A 23,577-nucleotide genomic window follows, 5' to 3' on the forward strand; every position below is an offset into this window, starting at 1 on the left:
CTCTTAGAGCGTGTCCGAGGCGGCCGCGCGCAGCGTGCCCCCGGCGGCCGCGACGGCCACGACGTCGAGCGCGAGCAGGTCGTCGAAGGCGGCGTCGGCGGCGAGTTCGCGGACCTGGATCTGGTAGCGCGGCGTGGTCCGGTAGGTGCCGCCCTGCTCATCGCTCACCGGGACCAGGAAGCCCTGGTCGGCGAGGAACCGCAGGGCGCGGCTGACCATGCCGCGGGTCGTGTCGGCGGCCAGCCGCCCGTCCTTGGTGGCGGCCGCCGCGGGACGGCGGGTGTAGGCGCGCCAGGCCTGTTCGAGCTCGGGCGCGTCGGCCAGGGGGTCGTTGTTGGCTTCGGCCTGCGCGGCGCGTTCGTCCAGCATGCGCGCGGCTTCGCGGACCATCGCGTCGACCTGCTCGACGCTGACGCGGCCGATGTAGGTGTCGTTGGCCAGGTCGTCGGGACGCGGATAGCCGAGCGCGGCGGTGGCGAGGTGGATCAGGCCGTGCAGGACCTTCTCGGTCTCGCGGCGTTCGCGGATCTTGGCCTGGCGGGCGTAGGAGTCCATCTTGATCTCGAACACGGACTCGTCGGTGGCCGCCAGCACCGCGCCGGCCTGCTGGTTGACCTCGAGGACCATCAGGCCGAGGCCGGCGGCGACGGCGTGCGTGAGGGCCTTGAACGCGTTGTCCTCGCCGTAGCGGCGCACGAGGTCGCCGTACACGACGTCCCGCGCCGGCAGCTGCTTCGGCCGCATGCCGAAGGCGACCAGCCGGGCCGCGGCCTCGGCGTCCACGCTGCTGTGGGACAGCGCCATCAGGCGACCTCCTCGTTTTCTTCTTCGTCGGCGCGTTCGACGGCGGCCGTGGACAGCAGCAGGTCGGCGCCGCCGAACTCCGGGTCGTCCAGGAGCGTGCCGTCGTCGACGGCCAGCAGGACCTGCCGGTCGCCCTGGCGGCGGGCCGCGCCGACCCCGGGACTGTAGGCGTGCACCGCGCGCAGCGCGACCAGGGTGGCGAGCCCGGGCTGGCGGCTGCCGCGGGCTTCTTCGAGCAGTCCCGACAGCCTCCGCGGCACGTCGGGCAGGTCGAGGAGTTCGTCGGCCGCGCGCCAGACGTCGTCGCCGAACTTGTCGGTGACCTCGGCGGGCATCAGCTCGGGTTCCGGGATCTCGCCGACCAGCTGGTCGCGTTCGGGGGCCGGGCGCAGCAGCAGCGAGACGAGGGAGGACAGCGACGGCACGACCGGCGCGGTGATGCCGGCGGCGGCGTGGAAGAAGTGTTCGGCGGGGGCGACGGCGTCGGCCAGCGGCAGGCCCAGCGTCGGCACGAGGAGCTGGCCGAACAGGTCCAGGGTCGCGCGCTGGGGCGGGCCGGAGAACTGCTGGCGGTCCTGCTCGGCGCGGAACACCGCGCCCGCGTCGGCCAGCCGGGACTGCAGGCGCGTGTGGCGGCGGATGCAGTCGCCGACGATGTCGACGAGCTCGGCGGCGCGGCGCTTCTTGTCGAGGTCCTCGGTCTCGTCGCGGGCGGTGGTGATGTTCTTGAGGATGGCGTTCTCGGCGCGGAAGCGGGCCTCGATGTGGCTGAGGGCGCTGTCCAGGAGTTCCGGGACCTCGCGCTCCCAGTCGACCGAGCGGACGTCGCGGCGGGTCGCGTCGAGCTTCGCGCGCAGGGTCTCGCCGTACTGGACGGTCCGGTAGCGGGCCTGCTCGGCGGCGAGCTTGGCGTCGGCGAGGCGGCCGCGGTTGATCAGGTTCTCGAGCTTGACCTCGGCCGCGATCTGCGCGGATTCGACGTCGGTGTCGAGGGCGCCGACCAGGACGTTGATGGCCTCGTCGGTGGCGCGCAGGTAGACCTCGCCGTCGCGGGCGGCCAGCTCGACCAGCAGCTTGAAGTCGAACTGGCGCCGCTGGTAGCCGCCGGGCCCGATCGAGCCGTAGACGCGCCGGAAGCCGCGGTCGGTGGTGCCGACGTTGATCAGGTTGTCCAGGACCCACTTGGCCACCCGGACGTGCTCTTCGGGCATCCGCGACGGCGCCTGCTGGGCGATGAACGGCAGCAGCCGGTCGATGACCTCGTCGTGGCCGGCGCCGGTGTCGAAGTCCATGGCGATGGTGACCTGGTCGATCGTGTGCAGCGCGATCTCGGCCATCTGGTAGATCGTGGCGTCGGCCCAGTCGAGCTTCGCCTTCCGCGCGTCCAGGTCGTGCAGCGGCGCGGTGCAGGCCAGCGCCTTGAGGCGGCGGGTCAGCCCCTCGTCGGCCAGGCCCGGGATCCCGGTCTCGTCGTCTCGCACAGCAGGCCAGGCTAGTCGGCCACCCTCTGCGCACGCGCGGGTGACGGGCTAACGTCCCCTACATGCGTGAGATGAGCCGTGACGAATGGTGGCAGTTCGCTTCCGAAGGCACGCGGACGGGCATGTTGGGCCTGGTCAGAGCCAACGGCGCACCGATCGTCACCCCGATCTGGTTCCTGCTGAACGAGGGCCCGGACGGCGACGAGCTGATCTTCACCACCGGCACCGAGACCCTCAAGGGCAAGGCCATCGCCCGCGACGGCCGCATCTCGCTCGCCGTCGACGACCAGAAGCCGCCGTACTCCTACGTCCAGTTCACCGCCGAGGCCCGGCTGACCCACGACCACGACGAACTGCTCGACTGGGCGACCAGGCTGGGCGGCCGGTACATGGGCGCCGCCCAGGCCGAGGAGTACGGCAAGCGCAACGCCGTCCCCGAGGAATCCCTCGTCCGGGCGAAGATCAGCAAGGTGATCGCCCGGGCCGACATCGCCGACTGACCCCGATTCGCTGGTAATCTGCCCCCCGGGGGTGGGGGTATGCCTTCAGGGGACAGACGCGACGCCGTCAAGGCGATCGTCAGCGCGGGCCAGCGGGAGCTGGTCGCCGAACTGGAACGCCTCGACGGCGGCGGCCGCTTCGGCCGGTCCGGCCGCACGCGGCGGCTGGAGAACGGTGACGTCTTCGAGCGCGCCGTCGTCAGCGCGGCCTTTTCCGACGAGTTCTTCGTGGCCGGCTTGTCGGTCGTGCTCCACCCGCGCAACCCGTACGTGCCGGCCTTCCAGGCGCACTTCCGCTACCGCGAAACCGCGGACGCGTGGTGGTTCGGCGGCAGCATCGACCTCCTGCCCTGCTACGGCTTCGCCTCGGACGCGACCCACTTCCACCGGGTGCTGAAGAGCTACTGCGACACGCTCGACCCGGCGTTCCACGCCCAGGCGAAACGCGCGTGCGACGACCGGTTCCGGCTACCCCACCGCGACGAGGCCCGCGGCATCGGCGGCATCCTCTTCGACCACTTGTGCCTGCCGGGCCCGGACGGCTGGCGGCGGTCGGCGGCGTTCACCGCGGCGGGCATCGCCGCGATCGCGCCCGCGTACTTCCCGCTCGTGCGGCGGCGGAAGGACCTGCCGCACGGCGAACGCGAGCGGCAGTGGCAGCTCTACCGCCGCGGCCGGTACGTCGAGTTCACGCTCGTCCACGACGCGGCGACCGCGGTGCAGGCCGACGCCGAAGCGATCCTGACGGCGCTGCCGCCGCTGGCGCGGTGGGAGGCGGAGTTCACGCCCGAGCCGGGGAGCGCGGAGGCGGATCTGGCGTCGTTCCTGGTGCCGCGCGACTGGGCGGCCGAGACTCCGGTGACCGCGGGCTGACGCGCCCCGCTGAGCGGGAAACCGTTGGCACGCCGGGTGAGCCGTCGTGTCGAGTATTGACAGGGCCCGCTCGGAGGGTGTGTGATCTGTCCCATAGATAGGAAACTTTCCTAACTATTGCTACCGGTGGTCCGCCGACCCTTCCGCCCCGGTCACCCCCTGTCCCCCGACAACGCAGGAGGCACCCAGTGGCACCCCGTCCACCGTGGCGTGCGGTACTGGCCGGTACCGCGGTCGCGGCGCTCGGCCTCACCGCTCTCAGCCCGGTAAACGCTTTCGCGGCCGACACCGAATACGAGTCCGAGAACGCCACCATCTCGCAGGGCGCGGTCGAGTCGAACCACGCCGGCTACAGCGGCACCGGCTTCGTCAACTTCGACAACGTCGTCGGCAGCTACGTCGAATACTCCGTGAACGCCGCCCAGGCGGGCACGCACACCCTGACCTTCCGCTACGCCAACGGAACCACCGGCAACCGGCCGGTGAAGCTGTCCGTCGACGGCGGCGACAAGGGCACCGTCGACTTCCCCGCCACCGGCGCGTGGACGACCTGGAAGACCGTGACCGCGACCGTCCAGCTCACCGCCGGCGTCAACAAGGTCCGCACCACCGCGACCACCGCCAACGGCGGCCCGAACGCCGACAAGCTCACCGACACCTTCACCGCGCCGGTGGACCCGGAACCGCCGTCGGCGCCGTCGAACCTCAAGGCGAGCAACATCCTGCCCACCGCGGCCACCTTCACCTGGACCGCCGCGACGGACAACGTCGGCGTCGTCCGCTACGAGATCAACCGCGGCGGCAACATCCTCAAGACCGTCGACGGGAACACCACGAGCGCGACCGTCGACAACCTGACCCCGAACACGGCCTACGACATCTCGGTCGGCGCGTACGACGCCGCGGGCAACCCGTCGCAGCAGAGCAACGTGGTCTCCTTCACCACGCCGCCCAGCAACGACACCACCCCGCCCAGCGTGCCGGGCAACCTGCGCTCCACGAGTGTCACCGCGAACAGCGTCTCCCTCGCGTGGAACGCCGCCACGGACAACGGCGGCACCATCGCGGGCTACGACGTCTACCAGGGCGCCACGAAGGTGGCGACCACGACGTCACTGAGCACGACGGTCACCGACCTGAGCCCGAACACCTCCTACACGTTCACCGTCAAGGCCCGTGACCCCGACGGCAACACCTCGGCGGCCAGCAACGCCGTCACGGCGAAGACCAGTGCCCCGGGCGGCGCCGGGGGCATTCCCGAGTACGACCGGGACATCGCGAAGGTCGACCTCGGCTGGTCGGTGGACTTCCTCCCGAACGGCAACGCCCTGGTGACCGAGCGGGACCGCTTCGAGATCCTGCTCGTGACGCCGTCCGGCCAGAAGACCACGCTGGGCAAGGTGCCGGGCGCGGTCGGCACCAACGGCGAAGGCGGCCTGCTCGGCCTGGCGATCTCGCCGAACTGGCCGAGTGACCACGCGATCTACCTGTACCACACCGCTTCCGGGGACAACCGGATCGTGAAGATGACCTACGACGGCAGCAAGCTGTCGTCGACGTCGACGCCGGTGCTGACCGGGATCGCGAAGAACCGCTACCACAACGGCGGCCGGATCAAGTTCGGTCCCGACGGCAAGCTGTACGCCACCGTCGGCGACGCCAAGAACAGCGACAACGCGCAGAACAAGAGCTCGCTCAACGGGAAGATCCTGCGACTCAACCCGGACGGTTCGGCGCCGGGCGACAACCCGTTCTACGCCACCGGCGGCAACGCGCGGTACGTCTGGAGCTACGGCCACCGCAACCCGCAGGGCCTGGCCTGGGACTCCCGCGGCCAGCTGTGGGCGGCGGAGTTCGGCGAGAGCAGCCAGGACGAGCTCAACCTGATCCAGAAGGGCGGCAACTTCGGCTGGCCCAGCTGCGAAGGCACGCAGGGCAGCTGCAGCGGCTACATCGCGCCGAAGAAGACGTGGTCCACTTCGCAGGCCGGGCCGAGTGGCGTGGAGATCGTCAACGACTGGATCTACATCGCCGGCGTCACCGGGCAGCAGCTGTTCGCCACGCAGATCAACGCGGCGGGCACGGGTGTCGGCACGGTGTCGACGCTGTTCTCCGGCCGCTGGGGCCGGCTGCGCTCGGTCACCAAGACCCCGGACGGCGGCCTCTGGCTGACCTCGACGAACAACGACAAGAACGGCGGCACGCCGTCGGTGCTGGACAACGTCATCGTGCGGCTGAAGTTCCCTGGCGGCAGCGGGTTCAAGCTGACCAGCCCGGCCTTCGCCGACAACGCCACCATCCCGGACAAGTACACCTGCGCCGGGGACGGCACGGCGGGCCAGGACCCGTCGCCGCCGCTGGCGTGGGGCGCCGCCGACGGCGCGAAGGGCTACGCCGTCGTGTTCGCCGACGTCGCCAACAACGGCAACAAGCTGCACTGGGCGATCTGGGACGTCCCGGCGGCCACCCGCTCGCTGCCGGAGGGGCTCGGGGCGGGGTACACCGTGCCGAACCAGGGTGGCGCCAAGCAGAAGGCGATGGGCAGCGGAGCGAACGCGCAGAAGTTCTTCGGCCCCTGCCCGGGCGGCTCGAGCCACCCGTACACGTTCACCCTCTACACCCTGAACACCGCCACGGTCCCCGGCCTGACGTCGTCCTCGACGATGGCCCAGATCGAGACGGCGATCAAGGGCGCGTCGACGGCGAACGTCGTGCTGCGCGGCAAGTCCGGCGCGGCCGCCTGAAAGCCGCGGCAGGGGTGACCGGAGCGGCGCCGGTCACCCCTGCCGCCCTCAGCCCGGCTCCGAGATCCGGCGCAGGTGGGCGTCGACGTCGAAGCCGTGTTCCTCCAGCCGGCGGCGGGCCAGCAGGAGCTCGTCGGGGGTGAACAGCTCGGCGTACTCCTCGCGGAGCATGACCGCCTCGGAGCTGCGGCCGAGCTGGTTCTTCTCCCAGAGCACGGTGAACCCGCCCGCGGTGCCGGCCCCGCGCAGCAGCAGCCGGGCCGCTTCGACGCCGCCGTGCTCGCGCACCATGCGTTCGAACTGGGCGGGGCGGTAGCCGTAATCCTTGGCCAGGACCCGGCAGCCGTCGAGCAGGTCCTCGGTGAACCGCGCGGCGAGCCGGGGATCGGCCGGGACGGATGCGGCTGGTTCGGGCATGGGGCAACCTCTCGACGCGACGGCTTCCCAGATTAATCGCGAACCGGCGCGGTTTCGCTACGCCATTCGAGCCACGAATTCGCCGGGTGCACTCTACGTGGCGAAAGAAGTGGACAAACAGCGCAAATCTCGACGGTCGGTGATCTCTGCCATGCTGACCGCCATGCGAACCGTGGTCCACGGCGACGTTCACGTCCACTATGGACAGATCTACGTCCACGACGAGGAGCGAGAGCCGTTCGAAGGTGACCTGCACGCGTGTTTCGCCGGGCAGCGCAACGGGCTCTGCGGCGCCGCGGTGCCCGGCACCCTCTTCCTCATCACCGGACTGCACACCGGCGAGGTCGGCTTCACCGCCGAGGTGCACTCGTCCGAGCCACCGGACGGCGGCGGCGAGGACGTCGTCGAGGCATCGTTTCGGGCTCTCGGCCGGACGGTGCTGGTCACGTGGGGTGGCGGGGCCTGGTGGGACCTCGAGCTGACACCGGGCGACTACCGCGTCCGCTACAGCGGCACGGCGATGGACGCGGGCCGCGAGCGCGACACCCGGCTCGGCGGCGAGCCCCGGCTGGACAGTTACCTGCTGCAGTTCTGGCCCGCACCGGCGGCGCCGGACGTCGTCGTCCGCGAAACGAGCGCGATCGCGGCTTATTGGCACGGTTTCGCGCGGAACCTGCCTCCGCCGCCGACGGAAGCGGAGCGCGCCGCGCAGCGGGAGGCGGACCGGCGGGCCGAGGAGGAGGCGCGGGCGAAGGCGGAGCACGAGCAGCTGCTGCGGGAGTGGGAGGGGGTGCTGCCGCCCGCGCCGGTGCTCGACCTGCCGCCGGGTCCGCTGCGGGCGTTCGCCAAGCGCGACCGCGAACTGGTGGGCGCGGCGCTGGCGGCCGGCCCGGAGGTCCGGCGTGCGCTCGCCCGCCGGGTGGCGCGCCTGGCGTTCGAGCGGGCCGGGCTGGACGGCGTCGGCTGGATCGCCGAAGGCTTGCGCGCGCTGGACGAAGGGAGCGCGCTGCCGCCCCCGTTCGACGACTGGACCGCGGCGTGGGACCGGCTGTTGTCGGACCCGGAGGTCCCGCACACGCTGGTGCGCACACCGGACGGACGCCACGACAACGCGTTGCAGCAGGCCATGGCGTTCCCGGCGATCTTCGCCGCGGCGCACGAGGACCTGTCGAGGGCCCTGGGCGAGGCGTTGTCGGCGGCGGAGTACACCTACGGCGCCGACCGGGAGCGGTTCTCGGCGGAGGTGCGGGCAGCGCTGGCCGAGCTGGCTGGAAGCGGCTGACCCGGCGGGTTTCGGCGACGACCGGCCGCAGCCTGTGCGCCTTGGCCGGAAGCGGCGTCACCAGCCGAACAGGCCGCCCATGATCCGGGCGCAGCGGGCCGTCATCGCGTCCGCGTCTTCGTCCGGGCGGTCGATCCACCAGCTGATCAGCGAGTCCACCACCCCGGTCCACACCTGCGCGACCGCCTCGATGTCCGCCGGGTCGGCCAGGCCGCGGGAGGTCAGCAGCTGCGTCGCGCCGAGCACGGCGAAGGCGTCGAGCCGGCGGCGGTAGTCCGCGGCCGCCGCGGCGATGTCGCCCGTCGACGGCACCGTCGGGTCGCGCAGGAGGCGCCACGCGTACCGGTCGTGGTCGAACGTCGTGAAGATCGCCGAAAGGACCTTCAGCGGCATCTGGTCGGGCTCGCCGCCGGCCGCCATGGTCGTGGCCACGCCGTCGGTGAGGCGGCCGCCCGCGCGGTGCAGGCACGCGAGGTACAACCCGTCCTTCGAGCCGAAGTACTGGTACAGCAACGGCTTCGTGACCCCGACCCGGCGCGCGATCTCCACCATCGACGCGCCCGCGTACCCCGCCCGGCCGAACTCCTCGGTGCCGGCCACCACGAGCTGGGCCTCGCGCTCTTCGCGGGGCATCCCCTTGGTCCCCACCGCCCTTGACTCCGTCACACGCGAGAGCCTACCGTGCGTAAAGTGACCCGAGGGTAAGTTACCGAATGGTCAGATCCAAGGAGGCGACGTGGCCGAGTTCCTGGCGCACCTGCGCGACCCCGTGTTGTTCGCGATACCGGTGTTCCTGCTGTTCGTGACGATCGAAATCGTCGCGGTGCACGTCCTCGGCCACGACGACAACGTCGTCGGCTACAGCGTCGCCGACACCCGCACGAGCATGCTGATGGGCACGGTCGCCGTCGGCGTCAACGCGCTGTTCCGGCTGGTGATGCTGGTCGTGTTCGCGGCGCTGTTCGAGCTGGCACCGGTCAGGTTCGACCCACGCGACTGGTGGACGTGGGTGCTCATGCTGCTCGGCCAGGAGCTCGTGTTCTACGCCTACCACCGCGCGAGCCACCGCGTGCGGCTGCTCTGGGCCGGCCACCAGGTGCACCACTCCAGCGAGCACTACAACTTCTCGACGGCGCTGCGCCAGAAGTGGACCCCGTACTTCCAGCTGCCGTTCTGGTCGGTGCTGGCGCTGTGCGGCATCCCGCCCTGGATGATCCTGACCGGGCTGTCGATCGACCTCGTCTACCAGTTCTTCGTGCACACCGAGAAGGTCGGCAAGCTCCCCCGCTGGTTCGAGTACGTCTTCAACACCCCGTCCCACCACCGCGTCCACCACGGCAGCGACGAGGAGTACCTGGACGCCAACTACGGCGGAATCCTGATCATCTGGGATCGGCTGTTCGGCAGCTTCGTGCCCGAAGGCAAGCGTCCGACGTACGGGCTGACGACGAACATCGGGACGTACAACCTGCTGCGCGTCGGCTTCCACGAGTACGGCTCGATCCTGCGGGACCTGCGTGGAGCCGGGACGTGGCGCGAGCGCGCGGGATACGTGTTCGGGCCACCCGGCTGGCAGCCCGGACTACGCGATGTCCCGCAGGGCCAAGCTGTTCAGGGGCGGTCGCTGCGGTGACGTGAGATCGGTCAGCACGATCTCACGCTCGACACCCGGCGACGTCCCGCGCCGGAACTGGGCGAGCAGTGTGGCCGGCGGGGCCGCGGTGACCAGGCGGCCGTGGCGTTCCAGGCGGTCGAAGAGCGTCTGCATGATCTGGCCGGACATCCGGCCCAGCGCCTGGGTGCTCTGGTGGCGGTGGGCGCGGTGGCCGAGGTCGACCTGGGCGAGTGCGTCGAGGCCGCGCAGTTCCAGCAAATCGATGAGGTGCCCGATTTCGACGCCGTAGTTCGCGACGAACGGGATGCTCTCCAGCACTTCGCGGCGGCCCGCGTACTCCCCTGCCAGGGGCTGGACGAACCCGGCCAGCTCCGGCCAGAACATGTTGAGCAGCGGCCGGGCGACGAGCTCGGTGACGCGGCCGCCGCCGTCGGCCTCGGTGCCCAGCGGGCGGTGGTAGAAGCCCTTGACGTAGGCGACCGTCGGGTCGGTGAGCAGCGGGCCGAGCAGCCCGGTGACGTAGTCCGTGGTGAAGTCGTAGAGGTCGCCGTCGACGAAGACGACGAGGTCGCCGCTCGTGGCCGCCACGCCCTTCCAGAGCGCCTCGCCCTTGCCGGCCAGGCCTGCGAGGCCGGGGAAGACGGCGTCCTGCGCGACGACGTCCGCCCCCGCGGCCGCGGCGACTTCGGCGGTGGCGTCGGTGGAGTGGCTGTCGACGACGAGGATTTCGTCGACGAGCACGCCCTGCAGCTCGTCCCGGATCGCCGTGACGATCGCGCCGACGGTGGCTTCCTCGTTCCGGGCCGGGATGACGACGGACACCGTGGTCCCGCGTTTGGCCGCGACGAGCTCGCGGGTGGTCCAGTCCCCGGCCTTGCTGCTGCGCCGGGTGAGCCAGGTGCCGATCTCCGGCGAAACCTGCAGCATGCGTTTCCCCTTCCCTCGTTCCCCTCCGAGGTTCGACGTCCCGCGTTTCGGCGTTCGCTCCGTGGTGCTACCGCGGTGTTACGAGATGGCGGCCCGCGTTAAACCGGCTGACGGCCGCAGGCAACGCGCCTAGGATCACGACGAATCGAGGGGGAAGCACGAGTGCGCGAAGCGATCCGGCCGTTCCGCTGGGACCTGGTGCGGCCCGACCACCTCGGTTCCCTGCTCGACGGCCTTCCCGAGCCGGACCTGTGGTTCCTCGACGACCTGATCGACTGCGCCGCGAAAGTGCTGGCGCGGTCCGAGGACGGCGAGCTGTACTTCATCGGCCGGTCCGCGGACTCCGTCTTCGACCTGCTCGGCGGCGCCCTGCCCGACCCGGGCCGGCTGCACCTGCTGCCGCTGTCCACCGGATCCATCGACGGCTGGTTCGGCCGGCTCCACCCGGCCGAAGTGGCGCAGCTGCGGACGAACCTGGCCGCGCACGGGCTGAGCCCCGCGGCGCTCGCCCGCGGCTCCCGGCCGATCGTCTTCACCGACGTCGTGTCGACGGGCCGGACGCTCGAGCAGCTGTTGGACATCCTGCGCGACTGGGCCGCCGACGAGCGGGCGGACTGGCCGGCGGCGCTCCGCCGGGTCCGGATCGTCGGCCTGACGCGGCGCAAGCACACCAGTCCGAACACCCACCGGTGGCAGCAGCACGCGGACTGGGCTCGAGACGTGCCGATCCGGAACGTCTCCGTCGAGTCCGCGCTGTTCAGCTACCTCGCCGACCGGCAGCACAAGCTGGCGCCGTCGTTCAGCCGCTTCCTTTGGGCCGACGACGGAGTACGCGACCCCGGCCGGGACGACAGCACCCGCCGCGCGCTGGCCGAGGCGGTCGCCATCGCCGAAGCCGGGTGCACCCCGGTCGTCCGCGAACGGCTCGCCCGGACCATGACCCGCGAACCCGCGATCGCCGAACCGTGGCTGCGGGACCTCGTCGGGCGTCTCACCCCCAAAGGGAGCACATGACAGCCGCGCACGACGATCAGGACCGGCGGTTCCGCCTGGACGTGCTGGCCACCACCGTCCAGGCGGAGCTGATGGCGGCCGGCTTGCCGGTCCTGTCCGGCAACGACCCGATCGGCTCGGTCGGCGCCGTCGTGCACGCCGATGTGCCGGAGCTGCGCGGTGTGACGGTCGACTGGCAGGAGCACACCCTCTTCTGGGACGCGAGCCAGGAAGCCATGGCCGAGGACCCCCTCCAGGAAGGTGCCGAGTGCGCGGCGTTCGGCAAACTCGCGGTCGCGATCGGCGAGGCGATGGCCGAGGCGATGCGGAAGATCCTCACCGCGGCCGGGCTCGAAGTCGTCGACGGCACCGACGATTATTCGCCTCATCAGCTGCTGGTCACCCGCCGACTGGCCCCTTCGCCCTGGCAGGCGCGTCGCGACGCCAAGTTCCAGCGGCAGCAGGAGTCGATGCGCGCGGTCTGGCGGGCGAAGCACGAGGCCGAATGCCCGAACCACGGGCCCGACAGCGACCGCTGAGTCCTCAGGCGTCTTCCTCTTCGAGCATCTCCGGGGTGACCGCGGACTCGGTGTCCGGGATGTTCAGGTCCTTGGCCCGCTTGTCCGCCATCGCCAGCAGCCGCCGGATCCGGCCCGCCACCGCGTCCTTCGTCATCTGCGGGTCCGACAGCTGGCCCAGCTCCTCCAGGGACGCCTGCCGGTTGGACAGCCGCAGCCGGCCCGCCGCCAGGAGGTGGTCCGGGGCCGTGTCGCCGAGGATCTCCAGCGCGCGCTCCACCCGGGCCGCCGCCGCCACCGCCGCACGGGCCGAGCGCCGCAGGTTCGCGTCGTCGAAGTTGGCCAGGCGGTTCGCCGTGGCGCGGACCTCGCGGCGCATCCGCCGCTCTTCCCACTGCAGGACGCTCGCGTGCGCGCCCAGGCGGGTCAGCAGCGCGCCGATCGCGTCGCCGTCGCGGACCACCACGCGGTCGGCGCCCCGGACTTCGCGGGACTTCGCCTGGATGCCCATCCGGCGCGCCGCGCCCACCAGGGCCAGCGCCGCCTCCGGGCCCGGGCACGTCACCTCGAGCGACGACGAGCGGCCCGGCTCGGTCAGCGACCCGTGGGCGAGGAACGCGCCCCGCCACGCCGCTTCCGCGTCGGCCACGCCGCCGGACACCACGGCCGCGGGCAGCCCGCGCACCGGGCGGCCGCGCTGGTCGATCAGCCCGGTCTGGCGGGCCAGGCCCTCGCCGTCCTTCACCACGCGCACGACGTAGCGGGTGCCCTTGCGCAGGCCGCCGCTGGCGGTGATGACGTGGACGTCCGAATGGTGGCCGTACAGCTCGTGGATCTCCTTGCGCAGCCGACGCGCGACCGAGCCCGTGTCCAGCTCCGCCTCCACGACCACCCGGCCGGCCACGATGTGCAGCCCGCCGGCGAAGCGAAGCAGCGACGCGACCTCCGCCCGGCGCGGCCCGATCTTCGTGATCTCCAGCCGGCTCAGCTCGTCCTTCACCGCGGCGGTCATCGCCATTACTGCCCCTCCCTGCCTTTCGCTCCTCCCCCGTGCTCCCCGCCGAGACCGAGAGCCTCCCGCATGCACAACGCGAGCGCATCAGGATCATGCCGTCCCGGCACTTCGGGGTCGGCCACCGCCCCCAGGTGTGCCCGGCCGCCCAGCCGTTCCGCCGCGCGGCGGAGATTCGCCGGGTCGGGCACGGAATCGCGGTCCGCGATCACCGCGTCGACCCGCAGATCGGGCGCGTGCTCGAAGAGTACGTCGAGGTGGCGCTCCGGGGAGAATCCCGCGGTTTCCCCCGGCTGGGGGACAAGGTTGAGCACGAGCACCTTCGTCGCGGCCGTGTGCACGAGCGCGTCGCGCAGCCCCGGCACGAGCAGGTGCGGCAGCACGCTGGTGAACCACGAGCCCGGCCCGAGGAACACGACGTCGGCGGCGAGCACGGCGTCGACGGCCTCCGCGCACGCCTGCGGCGGCCGCCCGGCCACCCCCGGCGAGCGCAGGTTGACCCGCCGGACCTGGCCCGGGGTCGAGGCCACCGCGACCTGACCGCGGATCGTGCGCAGCGCCGTCGGGTCTTCGCTGTCGAGCCCGCTGACCTCGCCTTCGATCTCCAGCGGCTCCGGCGACATCGGCAGCACCCGGCCCGAGACGCCCATCAGCCGGCAGGCCTCGTCGAGCGCGGCGACCGGGTCGCCGAGGACCTCGAACAGCCCGGCCAGCAGCAGGTTTCCCACCGCGTGCCCGGCCAGTGCGCCGTCGCCGCCGAAGCGGTGCTGGAAGACCTCGGCCCACAACGTGCCGCCGTCCTCCGCCGCGAAGGCCGCGAAGGCCTGCCGGAGGTCGCCCGGCGGCAGCAGCCCGAGTTCACGCCGCAGCCGGCCGGACGACCCGCCGTCGTCGGCCACGGTGACGACCGCGGTGACGTCGGGGGTCACCCGCCGCACCGCGGACAACGTGGCGTGCAGCCCGTGGCCGCCCCCGAGGGCGACCGCGCGCACGTTATTCACGACCAAGGTCGCGGTGCACCACCTTCACGGCCATCCCGTCCTCTTTGGACAGACGTTCGGCGAGCTCCACCGACAGCGCCACGCTGCGGTGCTTGCCGCCGGTGCAGCCGACGGCCAGCGTCAGGTACCGCTTGCCCTCACGCTTGTAGCCGGCGCCGATCAGCCGCAGCAGCTGGTGGTAGCGGTCGAGGAACTCCTCGGCGCCTTCCTGCGAGAGGACGTAGTTGCGGACCTCGCCGTCGAGGCCGGTGTGCTCGCGCAGCTCCGGGATCCAGAACGGGTTGGGCAGGAACCGGACGTCCATCACCAGGTCGGCGTCCATCGGCAGGCCGTACTTGTAGCCGAAGGACAGCACGGTGACCCGGGTCTGGGTGCTCGCCTCGGACCCGAACGCGTCCTCGATCTTGGCGCGCAGGTCGTGCACCGACAGCGACGACGTGTCGAGCACCAGGTCGGCTTCTTCGCGCAGCGGCTCCAGCAGCGTCCGCTCGGCGGTGATGCCGTCGGCGAGCCGGCCGTCGCCCTGCATCGGGTGGCCCCGGCGGACGGCCTCGAAGCGCCGCACCAGCACCGCGTCAGTCGCCTCCAGGAACAGCACCCGCGGCTTGTAGCCCCGGGCGTCGAGGTCCTTGATCACCGAGGCGAGGTCGTCGGTGAACGCGCGCGAGCGCACGTCCATCACCACCGCCACCTTGGTGATCGCGCCGCGCGCCTGGGCGCCCAGCTCGACCATGGTGGCGATCAGCTCCGGGGGCAGGTTGTCGACGACGAACCAGCCCAGGTCCTCCAGGCACTTGGCCGCGGTGCTGCGGCCCGCCCCCGACAACCCGGACACGACCGCGACCTCCATGCCGGAGCCGCGGATCTCCTCTTGCGCACTCACTGTGTTTTCCTACTCCCCTGCTCCTGTGCCGTTGCTCGCGCCGGACTCCCCGGCCAGCGCGGCGACCACGGCCTCCGCGGTGCGCCTGCCGAAGCCGGGCACCGCCTCGATCTCTTCGACCCTGGCCTGCTTGAGCTTCTTCACCGAGCCGAAGTGCTTGATCAGCGCGGTGCGGCGAGCCTGCCCCAGCCCGGGCACACTGTCCAATTCGGACGTCACCAGCCGCTTGGACCGCTTCTCGCGGTGGTAGGCGATGGCGAAGCGGTGGGCTTCGTCACGCAGCCGCTGCAGCAGGTACAGCCCCTCCGACGTCCGGGGCAGGATCACCGGATCGGGGTCGGCGGGCAGCCAGACCTCTTCGAGCCGCTTGGCCAGCCCGACCACGGAGATGTCGGTGATGCCGAGCTCGGCCAGCACGTCCGCGGCCGCGGTGGCCTGCGGGCCGGCGCCGTCGACGACCAGGAGGTTCGGCGGGTAGGCGAACTTCTTCGGCCGCCCGGTCTCCGGGTCGAGGCCGGGAGTGCTCGACTCCTCCGCGCTTTCCTTCAGGTAGCGGTAGAACCGCCTGCGCACGACTTCGGCGATCGAGGCGACGTCACCCTCCGTGGCCGCCTCCCGCAGCGCGAAGCGCCGGTACTCGGACTTGCGCGCGAGCCCGTCCTCGAAGACGACGAGGGACGCCACGACGTCGCTGCCCTGGATGTGGCTGATGTCGATGCACTCGATGCGCAGCGGCGCGGTGTCGAGGCCGAGGAACTCCTGCAGCTCGGTGAGCGCCGCCGAGCGGGCGGTGAGGTCGCCGGCGCGGCGCAGCTTGTGCTGGGTGAACGCCTCCCCCGCGTTGCGCTGCACGGTCTCGGCCAGTGCCTTTTTGTCGCCGCGCTGCGGCACCCGCAGCTGGACGCGCGAGCCGCGCAGCCCGGTGAGCCACTCCGCGACCGCGTCGGCGTCCGCCGGCAGCTCCGGGACCAGGACCTCGCGCGGGACGACCGGGCCGGCGTCGACGTCGTCGCGGGCGTCGAGCTCGGCCTCGTCGCCGTAGAACTGGGTGAGGAAGTGGTCGACCAGCGCCGGGACGTCCATCTCCTCGGCCTTGTCGATGACCCAGCCGCGCTGGCCGCGGACCCGGCCGCCGCGCACGTGGAAGACCTGGACCGCGGCCTCCAGCTCGTCGTGCGCGAAGGCCACGACGTCGGCGTCCGTGCCGTCGCCGAGCACCACGGCCTGCTTCTCCATGGCGCGGCGCAGCGCGCCGAGGTCGTCGCGCAGCCGGGCCGCGCGCTCGAACTCGAGCTCTTCGGACGCGGCGGCCATCTCCGCTTCGAGGCGCTTGATCATGACGTCGGTCTTGCCGGCCAGGAAGTCGCAGAAGTCCTCGACGATGTCGCGGTGCTCGTCGGCCGAGACGCGGCCCACGCACGGCGCCGAGCACTTGTCGATGTAGCCGAGCAGGCAGGGACGGCCGATCTGGCCGTGGCGGCGGAACACCCCGGCCGAGCAGGTGCGCGCCGGGAAAACGCGCAGCAGCAGGTCGAGCGTCTCGCGGATGGCCCACGCGTGCGCGTACGGGCCGAAGTACCGGACGCCCTTCTTGCGCGCGCCGCGGTAGACGTGCAGCCGCGGGAACTCCTCGTTCAGCGTCACCGCGAGCACCGGGTAGCTCTTGTCGTCGCGGTAGCGGACGTTGAACCGCGGGTCGAACTCCTTGATCCAGTTGTACTCGAGCTGGAGCGCCTCGACCTCGGTGGTGACGACGGTCCATTCGACGCTCCCGGCCGTCGTGACCATCTGGCGGGTGCGCGGGTGCAGGCCGGAGAGGTCGGCGAAGTAGGAGTTCAGCCTGCTGCGGAGGCTTTTGGCCTTGCCGACGTAGATGACCCGCTTGGTCGCGTCGCGGAACTTGTACACGCCAGGGGCATCCGGGATGCTCCCCGGCGAGGGACGGTAGGTGGTCGGGTCAGCCACCCCCCCAGCGTATTTGGCACCACCGACAGTTCTCGCACACCCCCGTCCGGGCCCGCCGGAAGTAGGGTGTTCGTCCGCTTCCGACCTTCGTCGGTGTCCGCACCTGTGACGCGGTGGTTACTTTCCGACGGCGATCCGGTCCCCCACCGAAAGGATCACCGCCGTGACCTCTCTCCGCCTCCTCGGCGCCGCTTCCGCGGCCGCCGTCGCGCTCACCCTCGCGGGCGGCGCGGTCGCCTCCGCGGGCGTCCAGCCGAACATCGTCGGCGGCACCACCGCGCCGACGGTCTCCTGGGGTGCCCAGGTGTACGTCAACACGCCCGGCCGCGACTACCAGGGCTTCAACTGCTCGGGCACGGTCATCGCCGCCCGCTGGGTGCTGACCGCGGTGCACTGCCTCGACTCCGACGGCTCGGGGATGTTCGTCCGGGTCGGCAGCAACACGCTGCTCTCGGGCACGAAGATCGCCGTCGACAACGAGTACGAGTCCCCGAACGGCGACATCGCACTGCTTCACCTGGCCTCGGCGACGAGCGCCGCGCCGATCTCGCTGGGCAGCTCGGACCCGGCCACCGGCAGCACCAACCAGATCTACGGCTGGGGCCGCACCACCCCGACCGGCCCGCCGGCGACGTCGCTGAAGACGGCGAACGTCCAGGTGACCGGCCGCTCCACGGACGCCTACGGCGGCCGGGCGATCCAGAGCGTGGGCATCAACGGCTCGGCGTGGAAGGGCGACTCGGGCGGGCCCGAGGTCGCGAACGGCGTGCAGGTCGGCGTCGCGTCGACGGTCCAGAACCAGAGCGGGTCGAACACGCGCGGGACGAACAACTACGCGAGCGTGGCGGCAAGCCGGTCCTGGATCCGGACGACCGCGGGCGTGTGAGTCACCGGGGCGGCGCTCCGGCGCCGCCCCGGTTCTGTCGGTCCTGTGTGGGATGCTCGCGGACATGCGGATCGCCACCTGGAACGTGAACTCCATCGTCCCCCGCCTGCCCCGCCTGCTGGGCTTCCTGGAGGAGACGGCGCCGGACGTGCTGTGCCTGCAGGAGCTGAAGACCACGACGGAGAAGTTCCCGCTGGCCGAGGTCGAGGCGCTGGGGTACGAGGTGGCGGCGTACGGGCTGGGCCGCTGGAACGGCGTCGGGATCGTGTCGCGGGTGGGGCTGGCCGACGTGGTGCGCGGCCTGCCGGGCGAGCCGCAGTTCGACGGCGCCGCGGAGGCCCGCGCGGTGGGCGCCACCTGCGGGGGCGTGCGGGTGTGGTCGGTGTACGTGCCCAACGGCCGGGAGCCGGACAACCCGCACTACGCGTACAAGCTGGAGTGGCTGGACGCCTTGCGGTCCTTGGTGGCTTCGGAGGTTTCCGGCGGCCCGTTCGCGGTTCTGGGCGACTTCAACGTGGCCCCGACGGACGCGGACGTCTGGGACATCGCGTTGTTCGCGGAGTCGACGCACGTGACGAAGCCGGAGCGCGACGCCCTGGCCCGGCTGCGGGACCTCGGCCTGTCGGACGTCTTCCCCCGGCCGCTGAAGTACGACCACCCGTTCACGTACTGGGACTACCGGGCGGGGAACTTCCCGAACAACAAGGGCATGCGGATCGACCTGGTGTACGGCAACGAGGCTTTCACGTCCGCGGTCACGGATTCCTATGTGGACCGCAACATGCGGAAGGGCAAGGGGCCGTCGGACCACGCGCCCATCGTGGTCGACCTGGACCTCTGACGCCCTAGCCGCCGGTGGCGGCGCGGTGCAGTTTCCGCAGCGCCCGCACCGCCTCCACCGCCCGGTCGCGGTCCACCGCCTGCACGGCCATCACCGCGTGGTACTCGTCGTCCGGCAGCTCCAGCCGCGCCCACGACGCGCCGTCCGGGAAACTCACCGACAGCACCTCGCTCCACGCGAACCGCCGGGTGATCAGCACGTTCCGGACCTCGATGCCCTCGGCGTCGGCCCGCACCCTGGCGATCGCGAACAGCATCACCCCGCACGCCAGCAGGATCCCGATGCCCACCATCGCCGCCTGATCGGAGCGCTGGAAACGCACGCCCGTGTCGCCGTTGCGCAGCAGGACCGCCACCACGACGAACACCGCGAGCAGCGCCACCGCCAGCACGCTGCACATGATCATCGCGCGGCGGGGGCGGATCACCAGCGAAGTCGCGACGCTCATTGGAAACCCCGCTCGGTCCACGGCTGGCGCAGGCTCCGCAGCACGTGCGCGGAGTCCAGGGCGGCCACCGTCGCCTCGTAGCCCTTGTCCTCCTTCGCCCCCGGGCGGCCCGAGCGGTCGACGGCCTGCTCGTGCGTGTCGCAGGTCAGGACGCCGTTGCCGACCGGGGTGCTCTCGTCGAGCGCGACCCGGGTCAGGCCCGCCGTCACCGCGTCGCACACGTACTCGAAGTGCGGGGTGCCGCCGCGGATGACCACGCCGAGCGCGACCACGGCGTCGTGGTTGCGGGCCAGCGCCTGCGCCACCACCGGGAGCTCGACCGCGCCCGCCACGTGGACGACCGTCGGCTCCTCCTCCAGCTCCGCTTCCTTCGCCGCGACCAGCGCCCGCTCCAGCAGGACGTCGGTGATGTCCGCGTTCCAGCGGGTGGCGACGATGCCGAGCTTCAGCGACTTGCAGTCGGAGAGGTCCAGCTTGACATCGGGTCGGCCGTCGCCGCTCACAGTGCTCCTCCGTCGGGGTGCTCGGCGCGCGCGCCGACCTGGTCGTAGTGCTCCAGCTGGGCCAGGTCGTGACCCATCCGGTCGCGCTTGGTCCGCAGGTAGCGCAGGTTCTCCGGGTTCGGCGAGATCGGCAGCGGCACCCGCCCGGTGACGCGCAGGCCGTAGCCCTCCAGGCCGATCCGCTTGGCCGGGTTGTTCGACAGCAGCCGCATGGTGCGGACGCCGAGGTCGCAGAGGATCTGCGCGCCCGTGCCGTAGTCGCGGGCGTCGGCCGGGACGCCGAGCGCGAGGTTCGCGTCCACCGTGTCCGCGCCGTCGTCCTGCAGCTGGTAGGCCTGCAGCTTGTGCAGCAGGCCGATGCCGCGGCCCTCGTGGCCGCGGATGTAGAGCACGACGCCGCGGCCTTCGGTGGCCACCGCTTCCAGGGCCGCCTCCAGCTGGGGACCGCAGTCGCAGCGCAGCGAGCCGAAGACGTCGCCGGTGAGGCACTCGGAGTGGACGCGGACCAGGATGTCCTGGCCGTCGCCGATCTCGCCGTAGACGAACGCGACGTGCTCGATGCCGTCGAGCAGCGAGTCGTAGCCGACCGCCCGGAACGTACCCGCGGCCAGCGGGATGCGGGCTTCGGCGACCCGCTCGACCTGCTTCTCGGTGCGGCGGCGGTAGGCGATCAGGTCGGCGATGGTGATGATCGCCAGGTTGTGGTCGGCGGCGAACACCTCGAGCTCGTCGCGGCGCGCCATGTCGCCTTCGTCCTTCTGCGACACGATCTCGCAGAGCACGCCGGCGGGCGCGAGCCCGGCCATCCGGGCCAGGTCGACCGACGCCTCGGTGTGCCCAGGGCGGCGCAGCACGCCGCCTTCCTTGGCCCGCAGCGGCACGACGTGCCCGGGACGGCGGAAGTCCTTCGCCGTGGACGACGGGTCGGCCAGCAGCCGGATCGTGTGCGCGCGGTCGGCGGCGGAGATGCCAGTGCTGATGCCCTCGGCGGCGTCGACCGTGACGCTGTACGCGGTGCCGCGCGCGTCCTGGTTCGTGTGGTACATCGGGGGCAGGTCGAGCCGGTCCGCTTCGGACTCCGTCAGCGCCACGCAGACGTACCCCGAGGTGTAGCGGACCATGAAGGCCAGCAGCTCCGGCGTCGCCTTCTCGGCGGCGAAGATCAGGTCGCCCTCGTTCTCGCGGTCCTCGTCGTCGACCACGACGACCGGACGGCCCGCCGCGATGTCCGCGATCGCCCGCTCGATGGCGTCGGCGTCGAACACCGCTCCGCTGCCGCACGGGGTCCAGCCCGCCGCGGGCTCTGCCGTCTCACTCATGACGCTCCTCCGTGCCGATTCTGCACCTGGTCGCGGATGTGTGCCTCGGCCAGCTTTTCCACGTACTTCGCGACCACGTCGACCTCGAGGTTGACCAGGTCACCGGGTTCCCGGCCGCCGAGGGTCGTCACTTCGAGGGTGGTCGGGATCAGGGCGACCGCGAACTGGTCGTCCGTGATCGCCGCGACCGTCAGCGAGACGCCGTCGACGGCGATCGAGCCCTTCTCGACCACGTACCGGGACAGGTGCGCCGGCATCGCGAACGTCGTCACGCCGTTCTCGTCGCGGCCGAGGAACACGCCGGTCCCGTCGACGTGGCCCTGCATGATGTGCCCGCCGAGCCGGCCGCCCGCCGGGGTGGCGCGTTCGAGGTTGACCCGGTCGCCGACCGCGACCTTGGCCAGGCTGGAGCGCTGCAGCGTCTCGTTGACGACGTCGACGGTGAACTCGCCGCCCGCCACCTCGACGACGGTCAGGCAGACCCCGCTGACCGCGATCGAGTCGCCGTGCCCGGCGTCGCTGGTGACCAGCGGGCCGCGGACGCGCAGCCGGGCCGCGTTCGTCAGCTGCTCGACCGCGGTGACTTCGCCGATCTCCTCGACTATGCCGGTGAACACGTGCGCTGCCTCCTTGAGAGCCGGTCCTTCCATCCAACACCCGCCGCGGTCCGGTGGCTTCTCCGGTGCCGCTGCGAGGTCAGCCGGCCCGGCCGCGGGCCGCCTGTTCGCGCAGCGCGGCGACCGCCTTGCCCGGGTCGGCGGCGCCGTAGACGGCGGATCCGGCGACGAAGCAGTCGACGCCCGCCTCGGCGGCCTGCTCGATGGTGTCGGTGTTGATGCCGCCATCGATCTCGACGACCAGCTTCAGGTGCCCGGTGTCGACCAGCCGCCGCGCGGTGCGGACCTTCTCCAGGACGTCGGCGATGAAGGACTGCCCGCCGAAGCCCGGCTCGACGGACATGACCAGCAGCGTGTCGTAGTGCGTGAGCGCGTCGAGCCACGGTTCGAGCGCGGTGCCCGGCTTGATCGACAGGCCGGCCTTCGCGCCCGCGGCCCGCAGGTTCTTCGCCAGCGCGACCGGGTCCTTCGCGGCCTCGGCGTGCACGGTGACGTTGTAGGCGCCGGCCTCGGCGTACCCGACCGCCCAGCGGTCCGGGTCGTCGATCATCAGGTGGCAGTCGATCGGCAGGTCGGTGCTGTCGATCAGGGCCTTGGCCACGGGCAGGCCGAGGGTCAGGTTCGGCACGAAGTGCGCGTCCATGACGTCGACGTGGACCCAGTCGGCGCGGTTCTCCCCGGCGCCGGCCACGGCGGCGATCTCCTCGCCGAGCCGGGCGAAGTCCGCCGCGAGGATGCTGGGTGCGATCAAAGGTCGGTCGGCCACCTCCCGAGTGTAGGAGGACGGCGCTAACGGTCGCTAACCGGTTGTGACCAGGATCTGGCTCCCGAGAGGGAGGTCACGGGGCACCGGCGCGCCCTAACCTCGGCCGCATGTCCGGTTTCGCGAGATCCCTGCTGCGCCCCGGTGGCTACCGCAGCATCCCCTACGCCGTGCTCGGCGCGGTCCTGGCCGTCCCGGTGGCGCCGTTCGCCGTGCCGTGGGCTCTGCTCACCCGCGCGGGCCAGTCCCGGGCGCTGCTGGCCGTGCTGGCCCTCGCGGTGCTGCTGGGCCTGCTGGGATTGACGGGGCCGGTGCGGCGGTTCGGCGTCGCCGTCGCGAACGGCCTGCTCGGCACGGACCTGCCGGCACCGGGCCGGGCGCGGCCCGCCTGGCCGGACCGGCTGCGGTCCGGGGCCTGGCTCGTCCTGCACAGCGGGCTCGGCGGCCTGTTGCTCGTCGCCGACGCCGTCCTGGCGCTCGGTATCCTCTCCCCCGCGATGTGGCTGAACGGCGACGCGGCCGAGTTCACGTTCTTCGGCGCGAAGGCGGTCGCCGGGCCGTGGATGCTGCCGGTCGCCCTGGTCGCGCTCGCGCTCGCCCTGCTGGTCACGGCGGCCGCCACGCGCGCCTTCCAGGCCGGCGCGACCGCGCTGCTGGGCCCGTCCGCGGCCGAGCGCGCGGCGCTGGCCGAACGCCGCTCGGCCGTGCTCGCCCAGCGCAACCGGCTGGCCCGCGAGCTGCACGACTCCATCGGGCACACGCTCACGACGTCGACGATCCAGGCCGCCGCCGCGGCCGATCTGGTCGAGGCCGACCCGGCCCAGGTCCGGCGCACACTCGGCACGATCGAAGAAGCGTCCCGAAGCGCCCTCGAGGACCTCGACCACGTCCTCGGCCTGCTTCGCGAGGAGCCGGCGGCGAAGGCGCCGACGCGCACGCTGGCCGAAGTCGACGTCCTCGCGGTGCGCGCCCGCGAAGCCGGGCTCGACGTCCGGCTGGCCGTCAGCGGGCCGGTCGCCGCGTTGCCCGCCACGGTGTCCCGGGAGGGCTACCGGATCGTCCAGGAGGGCCTGACCAACGCGCTGCGCCACGCCGGTCCCGGCGCGGTCGACGTCCGCGTCGAGGCGGGGCCGGAGCGCCTGGGCATCGCCGTCGTCAACGCGCTGCCCGGCGACGGGCCGCGGG

At 72.0% G+C, this 23,577-nt stretch carries 24 protein-coding genes; 10 read left to right on the forward strand and 14 right to left on the reverse strand.

Going from position 1 to position 23,577, the window contains the following annotated elements; genetic code table 11:
- Positions 1–3: 3 nt before the first annotated feature.
- Together IE317_RS27500 and IE317_RS27505 are read right to left on the reverse strand one after the other, a co-directional pair.
- Positions 4–804, reverse strand: coding sequence for a hypothetical protein (locus IE317_RS27500; protein WP_191314241.1), 801 nt, complete (start codon positions 802–804; stop codon positions 4–6).
- Positions 804–2,285, reverse strand: coding sequence for a hypothetical protein (locus IE317_RS27505; protein ID WP_191314242.1), 1,482 nt, complete (start codon positions 2,283–2,285; stop codon positions 804–806). Before IE317_RS27505 ends, IE317_RS27500 begins: the two co-directional genes overlap by 1 nt.
- Positions 2,286–2,347: 62 nt before the next feature.
- Between IE317_RS27505 and IE317_RS27510 the strand changes: the two genes are divergently transcribed.
- From IE317_RS27510 to IE317_RS27520, 3 genes are all read left to right on the forward strand, one after another.
- A complete protein-coding gene (locus tag IE317_RS27510; RefSeq protein WP_191314243.1) occupies positions 2,348–2,785 on the forward strand; it encodes a PPOX class F420-dependent oxidoreductase in 438 nt (145 codons plus the stop codon).
- Between the two features lie 39 nt (positions 2,786–2,824).
- Positions 2,825–3,658, forward strand: a complete 834-nt coding sequence (locus IE317_RS27515) for a coproporphyrinogen III oxidase (protein ID WP_191314244.1) — start codon at positions 2,825–2,827, stop codon at positions 3,656–3,658.
- A gap of 188 nt (positions 3,659–3,846) precedes the next feature.
- A complete protein-coding gene (locus IE317_RS27520) occupies positions 3,847–6,402 on the forward strand; it encodes a PQQ-dependent sugar dehydrogenase (RefSeq protein ID WP_191314245.1) in 2,556 nt (851 codons plus the stop codon).
- A 48-nt stretch (positions 6,403–6,450) separates the two neighbouring features.
- Here the strand turns inward: IE317_RS27520 and IE317_RS27525 are convergent, their stop codons facing one another.
- Positions 6,451–6,819, reverse strand: a complete 369-nt coding sequence (locus tag IE317_RS27525) for a hypothetical protein (protein ID WP_191314246.1) — start codon at positions 6,817–6,819, stop codon at positions 6,451–6,453.
- 163 nt (positions 6,820–6,982) lie between these two features.
- Between IE317_RS27525 and IE317_RS27530 the strand changes: the two genes are divergently transcribed.
- Entirely contained in the window at positions 6,983–8,101 is a 1,119-nt protein-coding gene (locus IE317_RS27530; protein ID WP_229902941.1) for a hypothetical protein, read from the forward strand.
- Positions 8,102–8,158: 57 nt separating this feature from the next.
- On the opposite strand, the gene IE317_RS27535 is transcribed toward IE317_RS27530, so the two are convergent.
- On the reverse strand, positions 8,159–8,767 hold the full coding sequence (locus tag IE317_RS27535) for a TetR/AcrR family transcriptional regulator (RefSeq protein ID WP_229902942.1): 609 nt from the start codon (positions 8,765–8,767) through the stop codon (positions 8,159–8,161).
- Positions 8,768–8,837: 70 nt separating this feature from the next.
- Here IE317_RS27535 and IE317_RS27540 point away from each other — a divergent pair, with 70 nt between their 5' ends.
- Positions 8,838–9,734 (forward strand): sterol desaturase family protein, encoded by an 897-nt coding sequence (locus IE317_RS27540; RefSeq protein WP_191314248.1) that lies wholly within the window; start codon positions 8,838–8,840, stop codon positions 9,732–9,734.
- Here the strand turns inward: IE317_RS27540 and IE317_RS27545 are convergent.
- Positions 9,684–10,643 carry a glucosyl-3-phosphoglycerate synthase gene (locus IE317_RS27545; protein ID WP_191314249.1) on the reverse strand — a complete coding sequence of 320 codons (960 nt, stop codon included), beginning with the start codon at positions 10,641–10,643 and terminating at the stop codon, positions 9,684–9,686. The two genes, IE317_RS27540 and IE317_RS27545, sit on opposite strands and share 51 nt — an antisense overlap.
- Before the next feature lie 162 nt (positions 10,644–10,805).
- On the opposite strand from IE317_RS27545, the gene IE317_RS27550 reads away from it, so the two are divergent.
- Positions 10,806–11,657, forward strand: coding sequence for a hypothetical protein (locus tag IE317_RS27550; RefSeq protein WP_191314250.1), 852 nt, complete (start codon positions 10,806–10,808; stop codon positions 11,655–11,657).
- The gene (locus IE317_RS27555; RefSeq protein ID WP_229902943.1) at positions 11,654–12,175 is read left to right on the forward strand and encodes a hypothetical protein; all 522 of its coding nucleotides are present in this window, start codon (positions 11,654–11,656) and stop codon (positions 12,173–12,175) included. Before IE317_RS27550 ends, IE317_RS27555 begins: the two co-directional genes overlap by 4 nt.
- A 4-nt stretch (positions 12,176–12,179) precedes the next feature.
- On the opposite strand, the gene whiA is transcribed toward IE317_RS27555, so the two are convergent.
- From whiA to uvrC, 4 genes are read right to left on the reverse strand one after another with little or no spacing between them, the layout of a single operon-like run.
- Entirely contained in the window at positions 12,180–13,172 is a 993-nt protein-coding gene (gene whiA, locus IE317_RS27560) for a DNA-binding protein WhiA (protein WP_043788299.1), read from the reverse strand.
- Entirely contained in the window at positions 13,172–14,158 is a 987-nt protein-coding gene (locus tag IE317_RS27565) for a gluconeogenesis factor YvcK family protein (RefSeq protein ID WP_191314265.1), read from the reverse strand. The genes whiA and IE317_RS27565 overlap by 1 nt, the downstream gene beginning before the upstream one ends.
- A 1-nt stretch (position 14,159) precedes the next feature.
- Positions 14,160–15,017 (reverse strand): RNase adapter RapZ, encoded by an 858-nt coding sequence (rapZ, locus tag IE317_RS27570; protein ID WP_014466867.1) that lies wholly within the window; start codon positions 15,015–15,017, stop codon positions 14,160–14,162.
- 42 nt (positions 15,018–15,059) lie between these two features.
- On the reverse strand, positions 15,060–17,015 hold the full coding sequence (gene uvrC, locus IE317_RS27575) for an excinuclease ABC subunit UvrC (protein WP_191314251.1): 1,956 nt from the start codon (positions 17,013–17,015) through the stop codon (positions 15,060–15,062).
- 163 nt (positions 17,016–17,178) lie between these two features.
- Between uvrC and IE317_RS27580 the strand changes: the two genes are divergently transcribed.
- Both IE317_RS27580 and IE317_RS27585 read left to right on the forward strand, forming a co-directional pair.
- Positions 17,179–17,901 carry a S1 family peptidase gene (locus IE317_RS27580; protein WP_191314252.1) on the forward strand — a complete coding sequence of 241 codons (723 nt, stop codon included), beginning with the start codon at positions 17,179–17,181 and terminating at the stop codon, positions 17,899–17,901.
- A gap of 64 nt (positions 17,902–17,965) precedes the next feature.
- The gene (locus tag IE317_RS27585) at positions 17,966–18,742 is read left to right on the forward strand and encodes an exodeoxyribonuclease III (RefSeq protein ID WP_191314253.1); all 777 of its coding nucleotides are present in this window, start codon (positions 17,966–17,968) and stop codon (positions 18,740–18,742) included.
- A 4-nt stretch (positions 18,743–18,746) separates the two neighbouring features.
- Here the strand turns inward: IE317_RS27585 and IE317_RS27590 are convergent, their stop codons facing one another.
- The 5 genes from IE317_RS27590 to rpe form a co-directional block, all read right to left on the reverse strand.
- On the reverse strand, positions 18,747–19,190 hold the full coding sequence (locus tag IE317_RS27590) for a PH domain-containing protein (protein ID WP_191314254.1): 444 nt from the start codon (positions 19,188–19,190) through the stop codon (positions 18,747–18,749).
- Positions 19,187–19,693 carry a 6,7-dimethyl-8-ribityllumazine synthase gene (gene ribH / locus IE317_RS27595; protein WP_191314255.1) on the reverse strand — a complete coding sequence of 169 codons (507 nt, stop codon included), beginning with the start codon at positions 19,691–19,693 and terminating at the stop codon, positions 19,187–19,189. The genes IE317_RS27590 and ribH overlap by 4 nt, the downstream gene beginning before the upstream one ends.
- Positions 19,690–21,012, reverse strand: a complete 1,323-nt coding sequence (locus IE317_RS27600) for a bifunctional 3,4-dihydroxy-2-butanone-4-phosphate synthase/GTP cyclohydrolase II (protein WP_229902944.1) — start codon at positions 21,010–21,012, stop codon at positions 19,690–19,692. Before IE317_RS27600 ends, ribH begins: the two co-directional genes overlap by 4 nt.
- Positions 21,009–21,629 (reverse strand): riboflavin synthase, encoded by a 621-nt coding sequence (locus IE317_RS27605; protein WP_191314256.1) that lies wholly within the window; start codon positions 21,627–21,629, stop codon positions 21,009–21,011. The genes IE317_RS27600 and IE317_RS27605 overlap by 4 nt, the downstream gene beginning before the upstream one ends.
- 79 nt (positions 21,630–21,708) lie before the next feature.
- A complete protein-coding gene (gene rpe / locus IE317_RS27610) occupies positions 21,709–22,380 on the reverse strand; it encodes a ribulose-phosphate 3-epimerase (RefSeq protein ID WP_191314267.1) in 672 nt (223 codons plus the stop codon).
- A 122-nt stretch (positions 22,381–22,502) separates the two neighbouring features.
- Here rpe and IE317_RS27615 point away from each other — a divergent pair.
- Positions 22,503–23,577: sensor histidine kinase (locus IE317_RS27615; RefSeq protein ID WP_191314257.1), on the forward strand; the 1,075-nt coding region annotated here is incomplete at its 3' end.

The sequence above is a fragment of the Amycolatopsis bullii genome, from assembly GCF_014654205.1.
Lineage (GTDB): Bacteria > Actinomycetota > Actinomycetes > Mycobacteriales > Pseudonocardiaceae > Amycolatopsis > Amycolatopsis plumensis.